Below are 23893 nucleotides of genomic sequence, written 5' to 3'. Positions count from 1 at the left end.
CGAAACGAAAACGAAGCGAAAGCGAAATAAAGACGCGCGCGGCGAGAAGCGCCCTCGGGTCTTCAAAACAACCCGTGCACGAACCAGCGCGCATGGATCGCGTCTTGGCCCGGCAGCCCCTCGCGAAAGAGCCAGAAGCGCTGGCCCTCGCGGTCCACGACATGGAAATAGTCACGCGCGAGCTCATTGCGCGGCGCCTGCCACCAGGGCGGCGCGATGCGCTCGGGTCCTTCGAAAGCGGCGATGTCGTGCAGGGCGCGCCGCCAGCGGAAACGCAACGGCGGCCCGTCGGGGGCGAGCGCGATCGCGTCGATCGGCTCAGGTTGCTCGAAGAGGCGCAGAGGCCGGGCCAGCGGCGCAAATTTCATTGACGCAACCGCCGCCGGCGCCGATGCGGCGGGGGCGGCGCGCACGGCGCATTCGGGCAGATGGCGCTCCATGAGATCGAGCCGCAGCACGCGGCTCGGGCCGAGCCGCGCGCCGAGCCGATCGACGACATCGGCGAACTCGTCGGCGATGTGATCTAGAGCGCGATGCGAAAAAGTGGGAACCGGTTTTTCGCACAAATCGCGCTCTAAACTTTTAGAATCGATCACGTTTTCTGTGTTCAGGCGATTCCGCCTGAACACAGCGTGATCTGACGCGATGGTGTCCAGGCCCCTCTGCTCGTCGTCGAGACGTTCGGTCGCGATGGCGGCGAGCCGCAGCACGTCGAAGCCATAACCCGTATCGAGCCCCTCCTCGGCGAGCCGGCCGAGCCGCTCGTGCAGCAGGCCGAAGAGGCGGAGGGGATCGCGTAGCGGCCGGCTCGTCCCGACGACGAGGCGCTTGACCGCGCCATCGACGCGGTAGAAGGCCGCTTCCAGCCGCCGCGCGCCGAGGCCGCTTCTTTCGAGGAGCGGGCGCAGATCCTCGCAAAGGAGGCGAAGCGTCGCCTCGATATCGGCAAGTCGCGTCAATCCGTCGGGAAAGCGTCGCTCGGCGATATGCGAGGGAGCGGGAAAGCGCGGGACGATCGGCTCGCGCGTGCGGCAGACGAGCGCGTCGAGACGCGCGATGGCCGCCGCGCCGAGGCGGGCGGCGAGCGGCGCGCGCGGCCGCGCCAGAAGATCGCCGACACGGACGAGCCCGGCGCGGGCGAGGCGCGTTGCAGCCGGCTCATCGAGTCCGAGCGCGGCGACGGGCAGAGGGGCGGCGAGCGTTTCGATCTCTTCTTGCGTCAGGCTCGGCGGGACGAGGCGAAGCTTGGAGAATCGCGCAAGCGCGCGGGCAAAGGCCGGCCCGCCCGCCAAGGCCGCGCGGGCGTGAAACCCTTGGGCGCCAAGGCACGCCTCGATCTCGTCCAGTAATTTCGCTTCGCCCCCGAAGAGCTCGGCCGCGCCGGTCACATCGAGCATGACGCCGTTCGGCGCATCGAGCGCGGCGAGCGGCGTGAAGCGGGAGCACCAATCGGCGATTGCCGCGAGCGTCGTCGCATCGGCCTCGGGATCATGGTCCTCGAGCCGCAGGCTCGGACACAGCGCGCGCGCGTCGGCGACCGCCATCCCCGGCTTGAGCCGTTGCGCCTCGGCCGCCGCATTGACGGCCGCGAGGCGTTCGGCGCCATTGATTCGGCTCCAAAGCGCGAAAGGCGCTTCACGCGCTGGCGCGCCGCGCCGCCGCAGGATCCGGTCGGTCGCAAGCCTCGGCAGGAAGACGCTGAGGAAACGCATGACGAAACGCGCCCCTATCGGGATCGAAGAGAATTTCTTGCCATTCCGACGCGTCGAGCGCGCCGAGACCGACACGCGCCTTGAGGAGCCGCAGGCGCCAGCCGAGCGGACCGGGCAGCGGCAGACCGCCGCCTGGCGCGGCGCGGGGCGGCGGCGGCGCTGCGACCTCGAAGCGCAGCCGCGCCGCGCTGGCGAGGCGACCGCCTTGATTGGCGGCGCGCAGCAGCAAGAGAAGGCCGAGACCGCCGCCGCGCTGCGCCGCGAGCGAAAGCCTTCGCGACGCCGCAAGGCCATAAGCGCGGGGGGCGATCCAGCTTTCGGCGACGACGGCGCCGACGCGGCGCTTCAGCGCCTCCTCCATTGTCCACAGGGTTTCGCGCGAATCGCGCGTGCGCGCGACGATAAGCCGCGCCGGATCGAGGCCGAGCGACTCGAGCCCTTTGGCGTAAGGCAGGCCGATCTCCCGCGCCGCCATGTCCTCGGCGATCCAGACGGCGCAGGCGCCGCGCGGAGCGACCGCGAGCAACGCTAGGACCGAGGCAAAACCGGCGGCGGCGGCGGCGTCGCGCGGACGGGCCGGAACGATCTCGCTCAAGCCGCCTTCGACGAAAACGCCGGGCAGGGCCTCGAAAAATTCCTGCGCCGAAGCTGGCTTGACTTCCTCCCGGCTGGCCCCGAGGCCGTCAGAAAGCGGGCCGCCGTGCGCCTCAAGGGCGGCGATGCGGCGGCGCAAAATGGCGATGCGCTCGCGCGCGCCGGCTGGCGGCATTGTATCGGACTCCGTGTTCCTGTTATGTTCTATAATGAGGTCGCGGGGAGGAAAGAGTCAAGCGCGACCGCTCGGCCATGCTGCGTCGAGGCGTCTCGAATAACAGACGATATATTTCATAGATTAAATAAATAGTTGCCGACGGAAGCGTGTACTTGTCCGCAGGGTTGGAAGGCTTATGTATAGAATCGTACGTACCAAGCCCTGCCCAATCCGGCGGGGCGCAAAAAAGCGGGAGACTCTTAATGGAACGTCGCGAATTCATGACCACTCTCGGCGCCGCCGCCGCCGTCTTGTCGGCTATGCCCGCGCTGGCTGAAGAGGCCGGCTCCGGCATGCATCATTCGCATCCGCCCAAATTCAAAGCCTTGAGCGACGCCGCCAGCAAATGCGTCCTCGAGGGCGACAATTGCCTGCGTCACTGTTTCGGCATGCTGTCCATGAACGACACGAGCATGGCCGCCTGCACCCAGGCGTCCTTCGACACGATCGCCGCTTGCCGCGCGCTCGCGACGCTCGCCTCCGTCAATTCATCCGCGACCCCCGCGCTCGCGAAGGTCGTCGAAAGCATCTGCCTCGCCTGCAAGAAGGAATGCGACAAGTTCCCGCAATATTCCGAATGTGTCGCGATGGGCGAGTCCTGCAAGGCTTGCGCCGAAGAGTGCAAGAAGGCCGCCGCCTGATCAGAGCGTCGCCTCGCTCCCGAGAGAAGAGCTCTAGGTTTTAAGTCCTTCACAACAATAAAAAGGGCCGGTCCCGAAGGACCGGCCCTTTCACTACTCGTCGCCGCGAATTTCAGTATTTGGCGAGGACCGGAGCCGAGCTTCCGCCGCCGAAGCGGTAGGTCACGCCGGCGCTGATGACCAGCGGGTCGATCGGCAGCGCGACGCGCACCGGCAGGTAAGTCACAATGCCCGCCGCCGGGATGACGCCGGCCACTTTGGCGTGAACGGTCGGCTCCATCATGATGTATTTGACGTCGAGGTTGAGGCCCCAATGCTCGTTGAACATATAATCCATGCCGACCTGGCCGACGACGCCCCAGGAGGGGGTGACTGTCGCGTTGTAGAACTGGGCGCTGAGGCCCGTAATGCCGCCGGCAGCGAGGGCGGAGGTCATCGGGCCCACCGGGCTGAACATGACCGGCCAGCTCTCGTTGTTGACGCGCGTGCCCCAATAGGCCGTGAAGTTCACGCCGACGCCGATATAGGGCTGCCAGGCGCCGAACTGCGTGAAGTGATAGTCGAGCAAGATCGACGGCGGGAACACCCAGGTATGGGCGAAGGTCGATTTGATCGACCCGGTTCCCTGAATGTGCGCCGGGCTGACGCAGCATATCGCTTCGATCGAGAAGTTCTTGTTGATGTAGTAATCGACGGCGAGCGTCGGGATGACGGACCAGGAGGTGTTCGTGCTGGCGAAGGGGATCACCGTGCCGGGACCGGCGCTGAGACCCGTCGCGATCAGCGGGCTGCCGCCGTAGGGAGCGAAGGTCGCGCCCGGATAGAAAGCGCCTTCGTCATAGGCCGTGCCATGGCCGGCCAGGGGAACCACGCCCGACAGCTCGAGGCGGACCTGGAAGGGCTGGAAGGTCTCATAAACCACCGGCGGCGGCGGCGCCTTCACGGAAGGCAGATCAGCCGCCAGAGCGGGAATGCTCACGGCGCTCAGCAGTGTAGCGGCAAGCGCGCCACGAATAAAAGTCTTCATCGGATCCCCCTTGGTATGATCGGGTGACGACACCTTGCATGAGCGCCGTGTCGAGTCCGGCGGAGGTTGCTACGAAAATGCGCAGCTGGCCTTGATTTTCGTCAATTTTTGAAGGGACCATGTCGCTTTCTCTTGAGCTGTGTCAGTTTGGCAACACTTTTTGACCAGTTAGAAATGAGACTTCGGCTCTTCTGTACACACACAAAAGACAAGGCTTTCAACTGCTTCAGCACTAAACAATGCTTGTCGAGCGCTAAGCTCGAACAAGATCCCACTTTAAGCCGAGGCCTCGCGAGACGGCCGTTTGCGCGTTCCAATCACAAAAACGTGGTCAATTTTTGCGGAATCCGTTCTGAGCGGGCATAGGAGAGTTTCTCCGATCAACGCCCGATTCAAGGAAAGACGCCCCTTTGACGCCGGCAGAACCCAAGATCGACGCGGCGCTCGTCGCCGCTCATGGCCTTAAACCCGAGGAATACGAACGCATCCTGGCGCTGCTCGGTCGCGCGCCGAGCTTCACGGAGCTTGGGGTTTTTTCCGCGATGTGGAACGAGCACTGCTCCTACAAGTCCTCGCGCCTGCACTTGCGCAAGCTTCCGACCAGCGCGCCCTGGGTGATTCGAGGGCCGGGCGAGAACGCCGGCGTGATCGACATCGGCGACGGCGACGCCGTGGTCTTCAAGATGGAGAGCCACAACCACCCCTCCTTCATCGAGCCCTATCAGGGCGCGGCGACGGGCGTGGGCGGCATATTGCGCGATGTTTTCACAATGGGCGCGAGACCCATCGCCTGCCTGAACCTGTTGCGCTTCGGCGCGCCCGAGCACCCCAAGACCCGTGCGCTGCTTGCCGGCGTCGTCGCGGGGATCGGCGGCTATGGCAATTCCTTCGGCGTGCCGACGGTCGGCGGCTCGACTGAGTTCGATCCGTCATACGACGGCAACATCCTCGTGAATGCGATGGCCGTCGGCCTCGCGCGCGCCGATTCGATCTTTTATTCGGCCGCGGCGGGCCTGGGCAATCCGGTCGTCTATCTCGGCTCGAAGACGGGGCGCGACGGCATTCACGGCGCGACGATGGCGTCCGCCGCCTTCGAGGCCGACGCCGAGGAAAAACGCCCGACCGTGCAGGTCGGCGATCCCTTCTCCGAAAAGCTCCTCCTCGAGGCCTGCCTCGAGCTCATGAAGACGGGCGCCGTCATCGCCATCCAGGACATGGGCGCGGCCGGTCTCACCTCTTCCGCCGTCGAGATGGGCGCGAAGGGCAATCTGGGGATCGAGCTCGACCTCGACGCCGTGCCCTGCCGCGAGGAAGGCATGACGGCCTATGAAATGCTGCTCTCCGAGAGTCAGGAGCGCATGCTGATGGTGCTGCGACCCGAGAAGGAGCGCGAGGCCGAGGCCATCTTCCGCAAATGGGGCCTCGATTTCGCGATCGTGGGCAAGACCACCGACACGCTGCGTTTCGTTGTGAGGCACAAGGGCGAGGTCAAGGCCGATCTGCCGATCAAGGAGCTCGGCGATCAGGCGCCGCTCTACGACCGGCCCTATAGCGAGCCGCCGACGCTTGCGGTCATCGATCCGGCCACGATCACCGCGCCGCTCTCCAACCGCGAGGCGCTGCTCAAGCTGCTGGCTTCGCCGAACCTCTGCTCCAAGCGCTGGATCTGGGAGCAATATGACCATCTTATCCTCGGCAATACGGTGCGGCCGCCGGGCGGCGACGCGGCGGTCATTCGCATCGGCGAGGGGCCGAAGGGGCTCGCGCTGACGACGGACGTGACGTCGCGATATTGCGCCGCCGATCCCTATGAGGGCGGCAAGCAGGCCGTGGCCGAGGCCTGGCGCAACGTCACCGTGACCGGCGCGACGCCGCTCGCTTTGACCGACAATCTCAACTTCGGGAATCCGGAGAGGCCCGAGATCATGGGGCAATTCGTCCACTGCCTGCGCGGGATCGGCGATGCGGCGCGCGCGCTCGACTTCCCGATCGTCTCCGGCAACGTCTCGCTCTACAATGAGACGCAAGGGGCGGGCATTCTGCCGACGCCGGCGATCGGCGGCGTCGGCGTGATCGCAGACGTCGCAAAGGCCTCGCGCACGGGCTTTGGCGCCGAGGGCGACGCCATTGTCCTGATCGGCGAAACACGCGGCTGGCTCGGCCAGTCGATCTATCTGCGCGATCTTCTGGGCCGCGCCGAAGGCGCGCCGCCGCCGGTCGATCTTTCCGCTGAACGCCGCAACGGCGACTTTGTCCGCGAGCTTGTGCTGGCGGGGACGGCTCGGGCCGCCCACGACCTCTCCGACGGCGGCCTCGCCGTCGCGCTCGCCGAAATGTGTCTGGCGGGCGGCGTCGGCGCGCGCATCGTGCATTCCTTGGACGGACCGGCGCGGGCCATGCTATTCGGAGAGGATCAGGCGCGCTATCTCGTCGCGGTCGCGCTCGCGGAGCTCGACGCGATCGTCGCGGCGGCCGCGGCGCGCGGCGTCCCGGCGATCCCGATCGGGTTCACGGGTGGCGACGCATTGAATTTGCCCGGCGAGGCGCCGATATTGCTCAGCGCATTGCGCGAGGCGCACGAGACGCCCCTCCCGGCCTACATGGCCGGCGAGGAGAGAGTATTCATCGTCAGGAACTGAACAAATGCCGATGCCCGCAGAACAAATCGAACGGATGATCAAGACGGCGCTGCCGGACGCGACGATCGAGCTGACCGCGCTCGCCGACGACAACGACCATTGGGCGGCGACCGTGACCTCGGCGGCTTTCACAGGCTTGAGCCGCGTGAAGCAGCATCAGCTCGTCAACGCCGCCTTCGGCGACAAGCTTGGCGGCGAGCTGCACGCGCTCGCGTTGACGACGCGCACGCCCTAAACTAGCGACGCTTGGGGCTTCGTCATTGCGAGCGAAGCGAAGCAATCCGGGAGTCGAGAGCGCAATCGAAATCGTCAATTTGCAGGCGCGGCCCCTGGATTGCTTCGCTTCGCTCGCAATGACGGCCAACCGGCGGAGCCTTGACCTCCGCGCGAAAGGACAAACAGATGAGCGACACCAACGCCCGCATCAAAGGCGAGATCGACAGCGCCGACGTCGTGCTGTTCATGAAGGGCACGCCGCAGGCGCCGCAATGCGGATTCTCGCAGCAGGTCGTGCAGATCCTCAACCACCTCGGCGCGCCCTACAAGGCGATCAATGTGCTCGCCGACGGCGAGATCCGCGATGGCATCAAGGCCTATTCGAACTGGCCGACGATCCCGCAGCTTTACGTGAAGCAGGAGTTCCTCGGCGGCTGCGACATCACCCGCGAGATGTTCCAGTCCGGCGAGCTCGCGGCGCTCTTCGACAAGGAAGGCATTCCGCACAAGGCGCCAGCGAAGGCGTAAGAGGCAATAGGCAGATCGGCAATAGGCAGCGGGCAGTCGAGAACCTCTGTTCGCGACTGCCGATCTGCCGACTGCCTATTTCACCAAAATATTCTTGAACTGCCAGGGCTCCTCGAGATCGATATCCTCGGGGAAGAAGGCCCGCGGGCCTTCGAGCGGCGTCCAGTCTGTGTTCGCCGACGACCGGGCCGAGATAGGGCCGAGGCAATAGGCAGTGGGCAGTCGAGAACCTCTGTTCGCGACTGCCGATCTGCCGACTGCCTATTTCACCAGAATATTCTTGAACTGCCAGGGGTCCTCGAGATCGATATCCTCGGGGAAGAAGCCCGGGCGGCCTTCGAGCGGCGTCCAGTCTGTGTATTCGCCGATGACCGGGCCGAGATAGGGCCTCTGAATCTCCAGGCAGCGCTTGTAGTCGACCTCGTCCGCCTCGACGATGCCCGCCTCCGGATTCTCCAGCGCCCAGACCATGCCGGCGAGCGCCGCCGAGCTGACCTGCAAGCCCGTCGCGTTCTGATAGGGGGCGAGCTCGCGCGTCTCCTCTATCGAAAGCTGCGAGCCGTACCAATAGGCGTTCTTTGCGTGGCCGTAGAGCAGAACGCCCAATTCGTCGATGCCGTCGACGATCTCGTGCTCGTCGAGGATGTGCTCGCGCGGCTGGCGCTTTCCGGCGGCGCCGAACAGCTCGTGCAGCGAGAGCACCGCATCGTCCGCAGGATGATAGGCGTAATGGCAGGTGGGGCGATAGACCGCCTTGCCGGAGGCGTCGCGCAGCGTGAGATAATCGGCGATCGAGATCGCCTCATTATGCGTGACGAGGAAGCCATATTGCGGCCCCGGCGTCGGCGTCCAGCTGCGCACGCGCGTGTTGGCGCCCGGCGAGTTCAGATAGATCGCGGCGCCGCAGCCCGTGGAATGCGTCCCGGCGATGGCCGGAAGCTCCTTCTCATGCGTGCCCCAGCCGAGCTCCGCCGGCTGCATGCCCTCGGAGACAAATCCCTCGACCGACCAGGTGTTGACGAAGACGCCCCGCGGCTTCGGCGTGCGCGCGCGCTGCGTGTCGCGCTCGGCGATGTGGACGCCTTTAACGCCCAGCTTTTGCGCGAGCGCGCCCCATTCGGCGCGCGTCTGCGGCTCCTTGTCGAGCGCCTTCGTGTCCTTTGCGATGTTGACGAGCGCCTCCTTGACGAACCAGGAGACCATGCCGGGATTGGCGCCGCAGCAGGAGACGGCGGTCGAGCCGCCCGGATTGCGCCGGCGTTCCTCGAGCACGGTCTCGCGCAAGGCGTAATTGGTGCGCGACTCATTGCCGAGCGCTGCGTCGAAGTAGAAGCCCGGCCAGGGCTCGACGACCGTGTCGACGTAGAGAGCCTTCAGCTCTCGCGCGAGCTTGATGATGTCGAGCGAGCAGACCTCGACCGAGAGATTGACGATGAATCCCTGGCCAGGACCCCGCAGGAGCGGCGTCAGCACGTCGCGATAATTCTCGCGCGTGAGGGCCTTCTGCAGGAAGCTGATCCCGCGCACCTCGAGGAGGTGGCCATTCGCGTCGGAAGGGTCGATGACCGTGAAGCGGCTCTTGTCGAACTCGAAGTGCCGCTCGATCAGCGGCAAGATTCCCCGACCAATCGAGCCGAAGCCGATGAGGACGATGGGACCGGAAATCTTGCCGTGAACGGGCCAAAGGGAGGACATGGCGGCTCCTTGCTGCGCTGCGATATTGCGGCGCGTTAAAAGCAGGGAGGGGTGAATTAATCAAGCCCGGCCACGAAGCCCAGCCTTAGGCGAGCACCGCGACGCCGAAGAGATAGGGGTGCAACAGCAGCACGATCACATAGACGAGCGTGCCCGCGCCCAGAGCGATCGCATCGCCGCGCGTGAAATGGTCGATCCGCGGGGCGCCGGCGTCGCCGCGCCGCTTCACCGCGATGCGGTCGTAGACGCCGAAGGCCAGGAAGGAGCCGAAGAGCAGCATGCCGCCGAGGTCGCCATTGACGAGGAAATGCGCCAGCGCCCAGGCTTTGATCGCAACAAGCATCGGATGACGCAGCCATCCCTTGATGCGCCCCGCCGGCGCGCGCCGCGCGGCGAAGGCCACGAAGGCGAACCAAACAAGCGGCATGGCGACATGATGCAGCCAGTGCGGCGGGTACCAAATCTGGATCAGTCCTTCGGACCGATAGCGGATGAAGCCGAAGATGATGAGAAGAAGCCCCGTCGCCGCGACGGCCGCATAGCCTGTTTTATATGTCTTGAGCCCCACGCGCTCGATGAGCGCCGCGCGTTGCGGGCGGAAGGTGACGAAGACGTGAGCCCCGAGAAAAATGATGATACCGAGAAGAAGGATGAGCATCGTCGCAACTCCATAGGCCTTGGGCTGCCGATCGATGCAGCCGCGGCGAAGCTATGCGCGATTCAAGCCAGTTTGTTAATCTGCCTTCTTGGTCCGGCGCGCGGTGGTTCCCTCTCCCCGCCAGCGGGAGGGGGTTAGGGAGAGGGGCCGGGGATTTCCGCCGTGAAGCGAGCGGCGCCTGGACTGGGCGGATCGTCGGGTGACAAGCGCCCAAGCCCCTCACCCCAGCCCTCTCCCCGTAAAACGGGCAGAGGGAGCCGTGCGGCGAGACAGATGCCGAGAGTCCGTCGAGTTCCTTTCCGATCTCTGCGTCCGCGAAAAATCAAGGGCGCCGCAAGCGCCCCGCTGGCGGGGAGAGGGAGCCGAAAGGTAAGGGTGACGCCATAACCCCTTCGCAGTTCCTCTCTGCGCTCGGCGCGATGCGCTTCAAGCACGCCTTCAATCCTTTTGCGGAGCGTTGCGCGATCCACGATGGGGCGAGGGCGGCCGAGAGACGCGCCAAAATCTTCCTTAAGCTTCTCACCGAAGCCCAGCGCCGCGGGACCCGTTCGCTTTGGCTCGGGCGCGATTTCGGCTGGCGCGGCGGGCGGCGGACCGGCCTCGCCTTCACCGACGATGCGCGTTTCGCTCAGCATCTCGCCGGCTTCGGCCTAAAAGCCCAGCGGCCGACTCGGGGGCCGCCGCTCTCTGAGCGCACGGCGACGGTCGTCTGGGACGCCTTGCGGCAATTCGAGGAAAAGCCCTTTCTTTGGAATGTTTTTCCGCTCCACCCGCATCTTCCGGGCGCGCCCTTCTCCAACCGCGCTCATAACGCGGCCGAGCGCGCTGCGGGCGAAGAGATCTTGTGCGCGCTCATCGGCTTGTTGCGTCCCGAACGAATCGTCGCCGTCGGCCGCGACGCCGAAGGGGCGGCCGGGCGCGTCGCGCCGGGGCTCGCCTGTGTCGCGCTGCGCCATCCGAGCTTTGGCGGCGAGGCCCGCTTTCGCGCGCAGATCGCGGCGTTGCGAGGCGTTGAGCGGGCGGGCGCGCCGTCTCCGCCACAATTTCGCCCATTTGAGCCGGCGAAACCAGGAGCAGCCTCTCCTCTCCCAGGACCTCCCAAACGATGACTGCCGACGCCCTGCCGAGCACGGCGGAAATACGCCGCGCATTCGTGGGGCTCTGTCTCGCCATGCTTCTGTCGGCGCTCGATCAGACGATCGTCTCGGCGGCGTTGCCGACGATCGGCCTCGAGCTCGGCGACTTCGCCGATTCGCCTTGGATCGTCACCGCCTATCTCGTCGCGGCGACGATCGTCACGCCGCTTTACGGAAAGCTCGCTGACATTCACGGCGGCCGGATCATGCTGTTGATCGGCGTCGGCGTCTTCATCCTGGGGTCGATCGCCTGCGCCCTGGCGCCGAGCATGCTGGCGCTGGCCCTCGCCCGCGCCCTGCAAGGGCTCGGCGGCGGCGGGCTGTTGTCGCTTGCGCAGACGATCATCGCCGATCTCGTCAGTCCCCGCGAGCGCGGTCGCTATCAGACCTATTTCGCGGCGGTCTTCGTCCTGTCGAGCATCGCCGGCCCCTTGCTCGGCGGCTTCTTCGCCAGCCACTTGCACTGGTCGCTGATTTTCTGGATCAATGTGCCGCTCGGGCTCTTGGCGCTGCTCTTCGTCGACTCCTCCTTGCGCCGCCTGCCTGTGCGCCGGCATCCGCATGAGCTCGACTATATTGGAGCCGCCTTGCTCGCCGCGGCCTCGGGCCTGCTCGCGCTGGCGCTCGGCGATCGCAACGCAGCGGCGCGCGACGTGGTCGGCCTCACGATTCTCTCGGCGCTGTTCTGGGCGCTCTTCGCGCACCGGCTGCGCAAAGCCGACGAACCTTTCATCCCGCTGAGCGTGCTCGCCAATGCGACGGCGCGGAATGCCTCGCTGTGCGGCGCTTTCGGGCTGGGAAGCTTCGTTGGGATCTCCGTTGTGGCGCCGATCTATCTCGAGGGCGCCTTCGCGCTCGACGCCGACGGCGTCGGCGTGGCGCTCATCGCGCCGATGATCGGAGTCGTCGTCGGCGCGACGATCTCCGGACGGCTCATGCCGCATCTTGCACGCTACAAAGCGCCCGGCCTCATCGGCCTCGCCCTCGCCACCGCGGCCTCCGCTTTCCTTGCGTTCGGCCTCCAGAGCCTTTCGCTCGTCGCGCTGGACGCGCTGCTCACGACGATCAGCATCGGCGTCGGGACGACTCTGCCCATCAGCACCGTCTCGCTGCAAAACGCGGTCGAGCGCCGCAACCTCGGCTCGGCGACGGCCGTGATGCAGTTTTCCCGGCAGATCGGCTGCGCGTTGATCGTGGCGCTGCTCGGCGCGCTGGTCATGGACGCGGGCGCCGCCGCGCTCGAAGCCGAGACCGCTTCCCCGCAAGCGATCGACGCGCTGCGCAGCGCCTTTCGCGAGGTCTTCGCCGCGACCACCCTATGCGTGGGGTGTTCTCTCTTCTTCCTCGCTCGCATGGAGGAGAAGCCGCTGCGAAACTCGCCGGCGTCCTAACGCTCCCGATGGGCGTGACGCGCCCTAGCGCGTTTCCCGTTCGAACGGAATCGTTCGAACGATAAGGAATCGCGCTAAATCAAAAGGTTAGGGCGTGTCTTGACCGGAAAACCGCTTCGCACTTTTCCGTGACATGCTCTAAGCGCTCAGAGCGTCCGACCTATTTCTTTCTTCCGCCTGTCGAGCCCGACCCGCCTTCAGCGATGGCGGCGAGCAACCCCGTCGCCGCGTGATGCACGGCTTTCTGCTTTTGGCGTTTCGGTTTCTTGACTTCTCGATTCCCCCGCTGTTCCCGGTTGGCCATGGCGACCCTCCCAGTTCTTTGTGCGCCGCCAAGCAAATATGGCGTGGTCCCGGCGCAAGGGAAGGCGGGGCTCTAGATCACGCTGCGTTCAGGCGGAAAGGCCTGAACGCAGAAAACGTGATCGATTCTATAAGTTTAGAGCGCGAATCGCGCGAAAAACCGGTTTCCGCTTTTTCGCATCGCGTTCTACGATTTTCGCTTCGCCCGAGGAGGGTGCTCGCAGACAAAGGCCTTCTCGCTGCCCCAGCATTCCTCGCGCTTATAGATCTTGCCTTTGTCTTCATCGTTCCACTTCAGCCGCCAGATCCGGCCGTGATCCAAGGTGAGAGAAAGGCGGTTCTCCCCCAACTCGTAGGTGACGGTCTTGCCCTCCGCGCCGGCGACCCGGCAATTTCCCTGTAGGACGATCTTGCCATCGAGCTTCGCAAAGCAGGGAGACGTGCGGCCCACGTTGTTTTCCTCGGGCGTGGCGAGGGCCGCCGCGGCTGGCTTTGCCGGCGCCGTCGCCTCCGTCTGAGGCGGGGGCGCGTCTTCCGCCCTCGGCAAAGCGCGGGCGACCTGCTTCTCTGCGCCGCTTTCCGTAACGGGCGCAGCTTCGGGCGTCGTCATCGCCGCAGGCGGCGCTTCGCTGGGGGCGCCGGGAAGCGGCGTGTCCGCCGGCTTCGCGTCTGTCGCGGGCTCCGCAGCCGCCTCGCTCGTCCACTCCAGATTGACGATCTGGCGTCCGCGGACGCTGCCATCGGGCAGTCGCAGCTCGACCACGAGACTCATGGTCCCGACGAAATCATTGGGCGGGATGACGGACAGATTGGAGAGATCCGCCAGTCCCAGCCGCCACTCGAGGTCCCGATTCTCGCCCGCTGAGAGCGCCGCGTTCGCTCTCAGGCCCGAAATGACGATCGTCGAGCCCTCCGGCGCATCGCCGACCGACATACGCAGCGATAGCGGCTTCCCGGCCGGCGCAGAGCGGTCGAACTCGACCTCGAGCTTCGCGGCGTCGGACGGCCCCGCCCCAGGCTGCTTCGGCGCGCCCGACAGAGAGGCGCTTGGCGCCGGCGCGCCGACGAGGCTCGCGTCCTTGGGTCCGAAAATGCGAAGGAAAAAGAAGCCCAGCACCAGCACGATCAGCACGGAAAGCGCGAGCTGACCCACACCTTCGGCGACGAAGCCGCGCGGAGGCGCGCGGTCGGCCTGTCGTTCGTCGTCGGCGGGGGCGCCGCGGCCGAGGCTCACTGCGGGTTCGGGCTTGCTGTTCTGCTTCGGGGGCCAGCGCAAGCGGGGGGTGGAAGCGGATGTGCTTCGATCGACTCGCGAGTCGCTCCGCCTGTCAATGCTGCCGCTCATTTCCCATTCCTCAACATGAAGCTCGTCGAGCGCTTTGAAAACTCGCGAAGCGGATGATCCGGTCAAACGGCGGCCTTCCGTGCCGCCTCGATCCGTCGATATCGATTGCGAACGCGTCGATCGCGCGTGAGCCGAAAACGGGGTGTCGAACTCAAGCGCCATCGCGCGCTTCTGCGCTCGCGCCCATTCCCTTGCGACCGAAGCGTCGCCCAAGGAAGGATTCTGTTAAAGAATGTGGCTACATTGCGGGCGAGCCAGAGCTAGAGCATGTCCCGGAAAAGTGTGAAGCGGTTTTCCGGTCAGGACATGCTCCACCCTTTTGATTTGGCGCGATTCCCTATCGCTCGAACGGTACCGTTCGAGCGGGAAGCGCGCTAGAGCGCGATGCGAAAAAGCGGAAACCGGTTTTTTGGCACAAATCGCGCTCTAAACTTTTAGAATCGATCACTTTTCTGCTTTCAGGCGATTCCGCCTGAAAGCAGCGTGATCTAGAGCCTGTCTCAGCTCGCCTCCGCCAAGAGCGACAGCTGCGCTCGGTTTTCGGCCGCGAGATCGGTCAGCGCCGTCGGATAGTCGCCGGTGAAGCAATGGTCGGTGAATTGCGGCTGCCGGTCGTTGCGCCGACCCACGCCCATCGCGCGGTAAATGCCGTCGATCGACAGAAAGGCGAGCTGGTCGCAACCAATCTCCCTGCGCATCTCCTCGAGACTATGCGTCGCCGCGAGCAGCTTTTCCTTCTGCGGCGTGTCAATGCCGTAATAGTCGGGATGCGTGATCGGCGGCGAGGAGATCAGGAAATGCACCTCGGTCGCGCCGGCGTCGCGCATCATCTGCACGATCTTGATCGAGGTTGTTCCGCGCACGATCGAGTCGTCGATGAGAATGACGCGCTTGCCGGAGACGACGGCCCGATTGGCGCTGTGCTTCAGGCGCACGCCGATCTCGCGCACCGCTTGCGTCGGCTGAATGAAGGTGCGTCCGACATAATGGTTGCGGATAATGCCGAGCTCGAAGGGCAGGCCCGCCTCACGCGCGAAGCCGATCGCCGCCGGCACGCCGGAATCGGGAACGGGCACGACGACATCGGCCTGGATCCGGTTCTCGCGCGCGAGCTCGACGCCCATCGCCTTGCGCACCTCATAGACCGGTCGCCCATGGACGATCGAATCGGGGCGGGCGAAATAGATGTATTCGAAGATGCAGGGTCGCGCCGGCCGAGACGGGAAAGGACAGATGCTCCTGATTCCCTCATGCGAGATCACGACGATCTCGCCATTGGCCACGTCGCGAACAAAGCGTGCGCCCATGATGTCGAGCGCGCAGGTCTCGGAGGCGAGGATGTATCGACCGTCGAGCTCGCCGAGGACGAGCGGCCGGATGCCCAGAGGATCGCGCGCGCCGATGAGCTTGCCGTTGGTGAGGACGACCAGCGAATAAGCGCCTTCTATGTGCGACAGGGCGTCGATGAAGCGATCGATGAGCTTGCTCTCGCGGCTGCGCGCGACGAGATGCAGGATCACCTCCGTATCGGAGGTCGACTGGAAGATTGCGCCTTCGTTGATGAGCTCGCGGCGCAGCGTCTGCGCGTTGGTGAGATTGCCGTTGTGGCCGACTGCGAAGCCGCCCGAGTTGAGCTCGGCGAAAAGCGGCTGCACGTTGCGCAGCATCGTTTCGCCGGTCGTCGCATAGCGCACATGGCCGATCGCCGAGGCGCCCGGCAGGCGCTTGATCGTTCTTTCGTGCGAAAAATGATCGCCGACGAGCCCGAGACGGCGCTCGGCGTGGAAGCGTGTCCCGTCGAAGGACACGATGCCGGCGGCCTCTTGTCCCCTGTGCTGAAGCGCATGCAGGCCGAGCGCGGTGTAAGCGGCGGCCTCGGGCAAGTCGAAGACCCCGAAGACGCCGCAATATTCGCGAAGCCTGTCCTCATCCAAGAGCGCCGTCGCTTCTTCGGGCGGCGTCTGCGTTTCGTCCCGCGGTGGAGAGGTCATTGGGCGGTTCTCCTCCGCATTTTTATTGGACGCCCCATTCTCCTGCTCATCTCGTCTTGTGCGAAGCCGGCTGCTGCGGCGGCGATGACGGCTCGTCCTGCTTGGCGTTTTCACCCTCGGGTTCCGGCGGCGGCTCCTCCATCGCCGGAATGCTCTTCTTGTTCTTCAATTCGTTGATGAAAGCCTCGGCGTCCTGAGGAACCATATCGCGCAGGCTGTCGCCCATCGCTTCGAGCACGGGCTTGCCGCGTGCGGTCTTTACCCAAGACGGCTGGTTGTTTTCCGGCACCAGCCAGCCATAGAAAATAAAGAGCACCACGGCGATAAGGAAGCCGCGCGCCGCGCCGAAGACGAAGCCGAGCGTGCGGTCCAGCGCGCCAATCTTCGAATCGAGAATCACGTCCGACAGCTTGACGGTGACGATCGTGATTAGGAAGAGCGCGACGAAGAACACGGCCGCCGCATCCACCGCTTGCGCCACGACCTCCTTGCTGATGTAGGGCTTGATGAAGCCGAGGAAATGCGGCGACTTGAATTCGATATAGGCGACGGCTGCAGCTCCGGCCCAGGCGACGATGGCAAGCACCTCGCGCGTGAAGCCCCGCAGCGTCGCGAGCAGCGCTGAGAACAGTACAATGCCCAGCACTGCCAGGTCGAGATAGGACGGCATCCCCGGAACCTCCAAGATTCAGCCGCGCGAGCCAGCGGCGCCGGAAAGTCTTCAACCCGCGTGGCGCCGGCTGGCGGCCCCATGCGAGGATAGCGCCTATTTCAGCGCGCTTTCCGCTCGAACGGAATCGCTCGAGCGATGAGAAAACCCGCCAGATCATAAAGCTGGGGCGAGTTCCGATCACAAAAGTCTATCAACTTTTGCTGAACTCGCTCTAGCGCATTTTTTCGGCCGGTGAAACGGCCCGGTCGCCATTTGCCGGCACAAGCCCCGCTTCGCCCGATTTTGGCCACGGGCGCCGGGGCGTCCGTTCGTCGCGCAGCTCCTTAACTCCGACGTCGAGACCGCGCGCCCGGCCTCGAAATGCGTCTTGCGCCCGGCGCGGCTTGCGTCTGCGCCGGTTCGAATCGGAGCGCTCCGGCGACCGGCGCGACCTCGATGAGCCGCACCTCTAACGTGTCCGCAAGGCGATAACTCTCCCCTGAACCCTTTGACGTCAGGCTATGGCGCGCCTCGTCATAGGCAAAATGGTCGCGGCCGAGCGTCGAAATGGGCACGAAGCCGTCGGCGCCGGTCTCGACGAGCCGCACGAAGAGCCCAGATCGGGTGACGCCCGAAATGCGCGCGGAAAAGATAGCGCCGAGCCGGTCGGCGAGATGCGCGGCGATCAGCCTGTCGACCGTCTCGCGCTCGGCCGCCATGGCGCGGCGCTCGGCCGCCGATATGCGCGCGGCGATCTCGGCGAGCTCGCTCGCGCTCGTCTCCGGCATGGCCCCGGGCCCAAGACCGAGCGCCCGGATCAGCGCGCGATGCACAACCAGATCGGCGTAGCGGCGGATCGGCGAGGTGAAATGCGCATAACGGCGCAGATTGAGGCCGAAATGCCCGTAATTCTCATGCGTGTATTCGGCCTGCGCTTGCGTGCGCAACACGATCTCATTGACGAGATTCTCCTGCGCATGACCCTTCACGCGGGCGAGGACCGCGTTGAAATTCGAGGCGCGGACGGTCTGGCCCTTGGCGAATTTGACCCCGATCGTCGACAGAAACTCGGAAAGCGCGGCGAGCTTTTCGCGCGTCGGCTCGTCATGCGCGCGATAGATGAGCTTCTGCCGGTTTTCCTCGAGCGTCTCGGCGGCGGCCACATTGGCGAGGATCATGAACTCCTCGATGAGCCGATGCGCCTCCAGCCGCTCCGGGATCACGACGCGGTCGAAGCTGCCGTCGGGCTTGAGCAGGATCTTGCGCTCGGGCAGGTCGAGATCGAGCGGCGCGCGCGCCTTGCGCGCATGCCTTGCGCATTCATAGGCCGCCCAGAGCGGCCGCAGCGCGCGCTCGAGCAGGGGAGCCGTCGTCTCGTCCGGCCTGCCGTCGATCGCGGCCTGGGCCTGGGCGTAATTGAGCTTCGCCGCCGACCGGATCATGACCCGGTGAAAACGATGGCCGAGCTTGCGGCCTTTCGGGTCGAGGCGCAGCCGCACGGCGAGCGCCGGCCGGTCCTCCTCCGCGCGCAGCGAGCAGAGATCGTTCGAGATGCGCTCGGGCAGCATGGGGACGACGCGGTCGGGGAAATAGACCGAATTACCGCGCTCGAGAGCGTCGCGGTCGAGCGGCGAATGGGCGTGAACGTAATAGGCGACATCGGCGATCGCGACGCTCACCACAAAGCCGTCGGGATTGTCCGGGGAAGTGTCCGGCGTCGCATGCACGGCGTCGTCATGATCTTTGGCGTCGGGGGGATCGATCGTCACGAAGGGGAGGTCGCGCCAGTCCTCGCGATGCGAGTCGAGCTTCGCGGGCCGCGCCTTGGCCGCTTCGGCCAAGGCTTCGGCGCGAAAGAGGTCGGGGATGTCATGGGCGCGAAGCGCGATGAGGCTCACCGCTTTCTCGCTCGTGAGCGACCCGAGCTTCTCGCGCACGCGGCCCAAATGCCCGCCATGGCGCGCTCTCGGCAGGAGATCGAAGGCGACGAGCTCGCCGTCTTCGGCGTCGCCGCAGTCGTCCCGCAGGACAGTCACTTCCCGTCCCGCCTGCTTCTTGTCGACCGGCTCGATGCGCGCCGCGCCATTCTCGGCGATCCGCAAAACGCCGATTTGCCGGCGCCGCTCGCGCGTCAAAAGCTTGATGACGCGGCCGACGAAGGCGGGCTCGTTGGGGCCGGCGTCGAAATCGCGCGAGGCGCGCACGAGCGCTCGCTCGCCGACGCCTCCGAGCGGCTCGCCCGGCCTCGCCCGCCGCGGGGCCTCGATCCGGATGCGGGGCGGCGCGCCATGAACCGTCTCGTCCCAGTCGACGGGAACGGCGACGAGTTCCCCATCGGGATCGCGCCCGACGATGTCGACGAGAGCGACAGGCGGCAGCGCGCCGCGTTTGGGTCTGGCGCCGCGACCCCGCTCGAGCTTGCCCTCCTCGACGAGGCCGGCGATGAGGCGCTTGAGCTCGATCCGGTCCGCGCCCTTGATCGAGAAGGCGCGCGCGATCTCGCGCTTGCCGAGCTTGGCGGCGTGGCCGGATTCGCGCATCGCCTGCTCCTCGCGCGCCAAAAAGGCCAGAATCTCCTCGCGGGTCGGCAGGGAGGAGGACGCGGCGCTCCGCTTCGTTTTCTTCACGCGGCCGGTTTCCCCTGGCATGGTCTCGCGCTCTGCCTTTGGGAATCGCACTTCACTGACCCCGTCATGGCCGGGCTTGTCCCGGCCATCCACGCAGAGACATTGAGGCTTTCTACGAGATTCTGGCGAATATGACGAGGTCCGGTAAACTCCACGTTCCACCCGAGGTTATCGGTTTAGCTGGAACCTCGTCCCCGGCAGGATCTTTGCGGAGAGACGAATTTCGCCGCTTTCCGACTCCGCGGCGTCTGGCCGGCGTGGGTGGCCGGGACAAGCCCGGCCATGACGGTGTTTCAGACCTTAGAATGGTTCATGCTGTGAGCCGCTAGGCAAGAGTTCGGGCTTCATTTTTGATCCGGTCGACCATGGCCCGGAGACCGTTGGCGCGCTGCGGCGTCAGATGCTGCGCGAGGCCGAGCTTCGCGAAGACCGGCTGCGGGTCTGTCTCGATGATCGTCTGCGGCGCGCGCCCCGAGAAGAGCGCGAGCGCCAGCGCGACGAGACCCTTGACGATATGCGCGTCGCTGTCGCCGCGATAGAGAATCACGGGCTCGCCCGCGGGGCCGGCTCCGGGCCGCGTCTCGAGCCAGACCTGGCTCGCGCAGCCGCGGACCTTGTTTGCGTCGCTGTATGCCTCCTGCGGCAGCGGCTCCAACGTGCGGCCGAGCTCGATCAAATAGCGATAGCGGTCGTCCCACTCGTCGAGCAGCTCGAAATTGCCGATGATCTCCTCGATATCCATTCTCGCTTCCAGTTAAAGTCCGCTGCCCGGCCTTTCTCGCATGGCCGCGGCCGAGCGGAAAGGCCGCATCCTCTGGGGCAGGATCAAGGCGAAGATTTTCACCCCGACCGTCGCGCTTCGCCCTCCAGGGGAGGGACTTACGCCCATCATCCGTTTACACGATGACCCTCCCCGCCGACGCCCTTCCACGCCCGTCCCCGCGCTATATGATAGGTAGTCTTGCCGCGCTGCGGGAGGGCAGGCGGCGAAACGGCGCGAGCGACATGAACAGAATCAGCGCAAATTTTCGGTCCGACGCGGCGTCTTCCGACGCGCGCGCGACGCTAAGCGAAATTTGCGCCGGGCGTGACGCTTTGTGGCGCCATTTGCGCGACGAGGCCAGAGCGGCGATGGCGCTGGAGCCGGCGCTTTCGGGGTTTCTGACCGGCGCCGTGCTCAATCGCCAGAGCTTCGGGGAAGCCCTGGTTCGGCGGATCGCCGCGCGCCTCGGGACGCCGGCGGCGCCGGCGGAGCTGCTCGCCGACGCCTATTGCGGCGCGATCTTCGCCGAACCCGCGCTCCTCTCGGCCTTTCGAGCGGACCTCACGGCGATCGTCGAGCGCGATCCGGCTTGCGTGCGGCTCCTCGAACCCTTTCTGCATTTTAAGGGGTTTCATGCGATAGAGGCGCATCGGCTCGCCAATTGGCTGTGGCGAAACGGCCGGCGCGATCTCGCCCTTTATCTGCAGAGCCGCTCGTCGGAGGTCTTCCAGACCGACATTCACCCGGCGGCGCCTTTTGGCGAAGGGGTGTTTCTCGATCATGCGACGGGGCTCGTCATCGGCGAGACGGCGGCGGTCGGCCGCAATGTCTCGCTCATGCAGGGGGTGACGCTAGGTGGAACCGGCAAGGTCTCCGGCGACCGGCATCCCAAGGTGAGGGACGGCGTGCTGATCGGCGCCGGCGCGAAAATCCTCGGCAACATCGAGATCGGCCGCTGCTCCCGCGTCGCCGCCGGCTCGGTCGTGCTGCAAGACGTGCCGCGCAATGTGACGGTCGCCGGCGTGCCGGCCAAGATCGTCGGCGCCGCGGGCTGCGGCGAGCCCGCGCGCGATATGGATCAGCTGCTGAGCGACATCGCTTATGACTCGTTCAGCTATGTGATCTGAATTGCGGCCTTGACGTTCGACATCCTGTTCGCTCGCAGGAGCTTCAACCGAGCTGATCAGACCCAAAACGCCCAGCGGCCCCTTGCCTTGACAGGCTGTGGGGCGGGTTCCGCCTCCAAGAATAGCTTGGCCAGCTGCGGGAAGAGGATCGTCGAGAGAATTCCGCCGCCAACCAGGACGGCCCCCTGCGCGCTCGACATCGCGCCGTGTCGAACAGCTATAGCGGTGATAGCCACCACCAGTGGAAGCTGTGTGCCAGAATGAAGCGCTAGCCCCACGCGCTGCCGGAGAGACAAATCGGCGCCGTAGAGCAGGAGAGCCGGCGCGCCGCGCGCCACCAGCATCAAAAGGGCGTAGACCGCCGCCATCGTCAAGGCGATCGGGCTGGAAACGAGCGAGGCGACATCCAGGCGCACGCCAGAGGTCACGAAAAAGATCGGAATCAGGAAAGCGGAACCCGCGCCGTCCAGGCGCGCCTTCATGGCTTCGTCATGCTGACGCTCGAGCGCGGCTCGGGTCAGAGCCCCTGCGATAAAGGCGCCGACGACCACTTCAATTTGCAGCTGTTCGGACAACACGCCCAGAAGGATGAGGGCGCACATCGCCAGGCGCACGGGAAGCTGGCTGGACGTCGTCATGGTTCGCGTCACAATTCCCTCGAAGGAGCTGCGGCTCGCCCGCTGGGCCAGGACGACAGCTCCGGCCGCAAGGGCGGCGAAAACGATCATGATCAGCGCCTGTTCGGGGGCGCGGTCCTTGGCCTGTATGAGCGACAGCGCGATGACCGGGCCGACCTCGCCGATGGCGCCGGCGGCCAGCACCATCGGTCCATAAGGCGGAGCCAAAAGGCCGGAATCGCGCAGCATGGGCAGAAGCGTGCCGATCGTCGTGGTGGTGAGCGCGAGCCCTGTGTAGAGAGGGGCGCTCGCGAGCCCTAACATGTTGAGCAACATGGCCGCGCCGAACGCGATAACCGCGGTCATGGCCCACCCGAACAAAGCGTTACGAATCGGGCGGCCTCGGAGCACTTTTGGGTCGGTCTCGAAGCCGGCCATGAGGAACAGCATGCCGAGACCGAGGAAGTCCGCCAGGAAGTTCAGCCTTGCGCCGGGATGGACGAGTCCAAGAACCTGCGGCCCGACCACGGCGCCGAGCACGATCTCCAACACGACGGCCGGCAGCGGCAGGCGCGGCAGCAAAGCCGGAATTCCCGCAGCGATCACCATGGCGACGGCGACGGCGATCAGATTGCTGGGATTGATTTCGTCCATGATCGACTCCTGCGCCTGAGCGTAAAAGGAGCCCACCGCCGCGCGGACCCTTGGCGAGCAGAGCGGGAGAAGAACCCGGCTTGAGACACATCCTGCGTCGCTGGGACTTAGTTAGGGCTCCAGCTCTGCCTTGACACGCCCATTTTCTGTCAGTCTCCACCGTAACGTCACTCGTGGCGGGCGCCGGATTCCTGCCGCATTCGTTAACGAAAGTTCCGCCCCGTCGGCGCTCGCACAAGTCTTCGAAAGCGCCGGGAGAGGTCTGAAAATGATTCGTCAGCATGCTTGGCTTTGCGGGGGTTTGGTGGCCCTCAGCCTTGTCCTTCCCGCGCAAGCGCTGGGGAGTCCTTTCGATCGCGGCGCGCTCGCCGATTTCGTCAATCTTTTCCGCGAGCAAGCGATCCCGGCTCAGGTCGTGCGGTGGAAGCACCCTGAATACAAAAAAGGCACTGTTGTCGTCTCGACCAAGGAGCGTCGGCTGTACTATGTGCTTGGCGACGGCCACGCGATCGAATACGGCGTCGGCGTTGGCCGCGAGGGTTTTACCTGGTCGGGCACGAAGACGATTTCGGCCAAGCGTGAGTGGCCGGATTGGAGCCCGCCGCCGCAAATGCTCAAAAGACGACCGGATCTGCCGCGGCACATGGCCGGAGGAATGGAAAATCCGCTCGGCGCCCGCGCGCTTTATCTGGGCTCGAGCGAATACCGAATTCATGGCTCCAATGAGCCCGACACGATTGGCGCCGCCGTTTCATCGGGGTGCATTCGCATGACAAATCGTGATGTCGTCGATCTCTATGGACGGGTGAAGGTCGGAACCAAAGTCGTCGTGCTGAACTAATGGGCCACCGGGTCCAACGCCCTAAGATTGGCCCGCTCCCGCACGCGTCACCGTGTGATCGGGCATGCGGCGGGCGCCTTCGCCGCGATCTTCGGGAGTAGGGAAGGGTGCGACGGATGGGGCGAAGGTTTGCTGCTGGCTTGGGCCTAATTATTGCTCTGACATGCACTGTATTAAGTGCGGATGATGTTGTCACCGTCGACGATATCGCCAATTGGCGTCACCCGACGAAAGACGTTTTTTCCAAATGGAAAATAAAACTGACGAAGGTCGATCTCCTCAACCATCGGGTCTATCCCGTATTCTACGTGGACGGCTTGCCGTTCGATCCGATGATGGGATACGAAAACGCCAAGCAAATGAGCCGCCTCGAGGCGGAGCTGTTCGCAGCGAACGGCAAGCATGATTATGCGCTGGAGCTGAAGCAGGACAACATCAGGGTCAACGTCACCTACAACCCTGCGACGCGCACGTTAGAGGAAGAGATCATCGACCATAGCAGCGAGCGGAAGTAGCGCC

The 23893-nt window shown here is 65.1% G+C and carries 20 protein-coding genes; 9 read left to right on the top strand and 11 right to left on the bottom strand.

What is annotated here, in order from left to right:
* Window positions 1-62: 62 nt before the first annotated feature.
* Together QMG80_RS19770 and QMG80_RS19765 are read right to left on the bottom strand one after the other, a co-directional pair.
* Window positions 63-1712, bottom strand: a complete 1650-nt coding sequence (locus tag QMG80_RS19770; protein WP_085770725.1) for a Y-family DNA polymerase — start codon at window positions 1710-1712, stop codon at window positions 63-65.
* On the bottom strand, window positions 1636-2481 hold the full coding sequence (locus QMG80_RS19765) for a hypothetical protein (protein WP_085770724.1): 846 nt from the start codon (window positions 2479-2481) through the stop codon (window positions 1636-1638). The genes QMG80_RS19770 and QMG80_RS19765 overlap by 77 nt, the downstream gene beginning before the upstream one ends.
* 245 nt (window positions 2482-2726) lie before the next feature.
* Here QMG80_RS19765 and QMG80_RS19760 point away from each other — a divergent pair, with 245 nt between their 5' ends.
* A complete protein-coding gene (locus QMG80_RS19760) occupies window positions 2727-3164 on the top strand; it encodes a four-helix bundle copper-binding protein (RefSeq protein ID WP_085770723.1) in 438 nt (145 codons plus the stop codon).
* Between the two features lie 112 nt (window positions 3165-3276).
* On the opposite strand, the gene QMG80_RS19755 is transcribed toward QMG80_RS19760, so the two are convergent.
* On the bottom strand, window positions 3277-4191 hold the full coding sequence (locus tag QMG80_RS19755; protein WP_085770722.1) for an OmpW/AlkL family protein: 915 nt from the start codon (window positions 4189-4191) through the stop codon (window positions 3277-3279).
* Window positions 4192-4601: 410 nt separating this feature from the next.
* Between QMG80_RS19755 and purL the strand changes: the two genes are divergently transcribed.
* From purL to grxD, 3 genes are all read left to right on the top strand, one after another.
* Complete coding sequence (purL, locus tag QMG80_RS19750) at window positions 4602-6830, top strand: phosphoribosylformylglycinamidine synthase subunit PurL (RefSeq protein WP_085770721.1); 2229 nt, start codon at window positions 4602-4604, stop codon at window positions 6828-6830.
* A gap of 4 nt (window positions 6831-6834) precedes the next feature.
* On the top strand, window positions 6835-7065 hold the full coding sequence (locus QMG80_RS19745; protein ID WP_199769033.1) for a BolA family protein: 231 nt from the start codon (window positions 6835-6837) through the stop codon (window positions 7063-7065).
* A gap of 167 nt (window positions 7066-7232) precedes the next feature.
* Window positions 7233-7574: a Grx4 family monothiol glutaredoxin gene (gene grxD, locus QMG80_RS19740; RefSeq protein ID WP_085770720.1), complete on the top strand. Its 342-nt coding sequence runs from the start codon at window positions 7233-7235 to the stop codon at window positions 7572-7574.
* A 261-nt stretch (window positions 7575-7835) separates the two neighbouring features.
* Here grxD and QMG80_RS19735 read toward each other — a convergent pair whose 3' ends face one another.
* The gene (locus QMG80_RS19735; protein WP_085770719.1) at window positions 7836-9269 is read right to left on the bottom strand and encodes a homospermidine synthase; all 1434 of its coding nucleotides are present in this window, start codon (window positions 9267-9269) and stop codon (window positions 7836-7838) included.
* An 85-nt stretch (window positions 9270-9354) separates the two neighbouring features.
* A complete protein-coding gene (locus QMG80_RS19730; protein ID WP_085770718.1) occupies window positions 9355-9927 on the bottom strand; it encodes an NnrU family protein in 573 nt (190 codons plus the stop codon).
* Between the two features lie 419 nt (window positions 9928-10346).
* On the opposite strand from QMG80_RS19730, the gene QMG80_RS19725 reads away from it, so the two are divergent.
* Together QMG80_RS19725 and QMG80_RS19720 are read left to right on the top strand one after the other, a co-directional pair.
* The gene (locus QMG80_RS19725; RefSeq protein WP_199769032.1) at window positions 10347-11036 is read left to right on the top strand and encodes a uracil-DNA glycosylase; all 690 of its coding nucleotides are present in this window, start codon (window positions 10347-10349) and stop codon (window positions 11034-11036) included.
* Complete coding sequence (locus tag QMG80_RS19720) at window positions 11033-12454, top strand: MDR family MFS transporter (protein WP_085770716.1); 1422 nt, start codon at window positions 11033-11035, stop codon at window positions 12452-12454. Before QMG80_RS19725 ends, QMG80_RS19720 begins: the two co-directional genes overlap by 4 nt.
* Window positions 12455-12944: 490 nt before the next feature.
* On the opposite strand, the gene QMG80_RS19715 is transcribed toward QMG80_RS19720, so the two are convergent.
* From QMG80_RS19715 to QMG80_RS19695, 5 genes are all read right to left on the bottom strand, one after another.
* Window positions 12945-14102, bottom strand: a complete 1158-nt coding sequence (locus QMG80_RS19715; protein ID WP_158658612.1) for a hypothetical protein — start codon at window positions 14100-14102, stop codon at window positions 12945-12947.
* A 500-nt stretch (window positions 14103-14602) separates the two neighbouring features.
* Entirely contained in the window at window positions 14603-16093 is a 1491-nt protein-coding gene (gene purF, locus QMG80_RS19710; protein WP_085770714.1) for an amidophosphoribosyltransferase, read from the bottom strand.
* A gap of 46 nt (window positions 16094-16139) precedes the next feature.
* Entirely contained in the window at window positions 16140-16763 is a 624-nt protein-coding gene (locus QMG80_RS19705) for a CvpA family protein (RefSeq protein WP_085770713.1), read from the bottom strand.
* Between the two features lie 326 nt (window positions 16764-17089).
* The gene (gene rnr, locus QMG80_RS19700) at window positions 17090-19393 is read right to left on the bottom strand and encodes a ribonuclease R (protein WP_085770712.1); all 2304 of its coding nucleotides are present in this window, start codon (window positions 19391-19393) and stop codon (window positions 17090-17092) included.
* Window positions 19394-19697: 304 nt separating this feature from the next.
* Entirely contained in the window at window positions 19698-20114 is a 417-nt protein-coding gene (locus tag QMG80_RS19695; RefSeq protein WP_085770711.1) for a SufE family protein, read from the bottom strand.
* Between the two features lie 263 nt (window positions 20115-20377).
* Between QMG80_RS19695 and cysE the strand changes: the two genes are divergently transcribed.
* Window positions 20378-21262 (top strand): serine O-acetyltransferase, encoded by an 885-nt coding sequence (gene cysE / locus QMG80_RS19690; RefSeq protein ID WP_085770710.1) that lies wholly within the window; start codon window positions 20378-20380, stop codon window positions 21260-21262.
* Between the two features lie 56 nt (window positions 21263-21318).
* On the opposite strand, the gene QMG80_RS19685 is transcribed toward cysE, so the two are convergent.
* Window positions 21319-22533 carry a cation:proton antiporter gene (locus tag QMG80_RS19685; protein ID WP_158658611.1) on the bottom strand — a complete coding sequence of 405 codons (1215 nt, stop codon included), beginning with the start codon at window positions 22531-22533 and terminating at the stop codon, window positions 21319-21321.
* 268 nt (window positions 22534-22801) lie between these two features.
* Here QMG80_RS19685 and QMG80_RS19680 point away from each other — a divergent pair, with 268 nt between their 5' ends.
* Window positions 22802-23374 carry a L,D-transpeptidase gene (locus QMG80_RS19680; RefSeq protein ID WP_085770708.1) on the top strand — a complete coding sequence of 191 codons (573 nt, stop codon included), beginning with the start codon at window positions 22802-22804 and terminating at the stop codon, window positions 23372-23374.
* 116 nt (window positions 23375-23490) lie between these two features.
* Complete coding sequence (locus QMG80_RS19675) at window positions 23491-23889, top strand: hypothetical protein (protein WP_210190841.1); 399 nt, start codon at window positions 23491-23493, stop codon at window positions 23887-23889.
* Window positions 23890-23893 lie beyond the last annotated feature (4 nt).

It is taken from the genome of Methylocystis bryophila (genome assembly GCF_027925445.1).
GTDB lineage: Bacteria > Pseudomonadota > Alphaproteobacteria > Rhizobiales > Beijerinckiaceae > Methylocystis > Methylocystis bryophila.
This window is presented reverse-complemented; position numbering and strand designations above follow the sequence as displayed.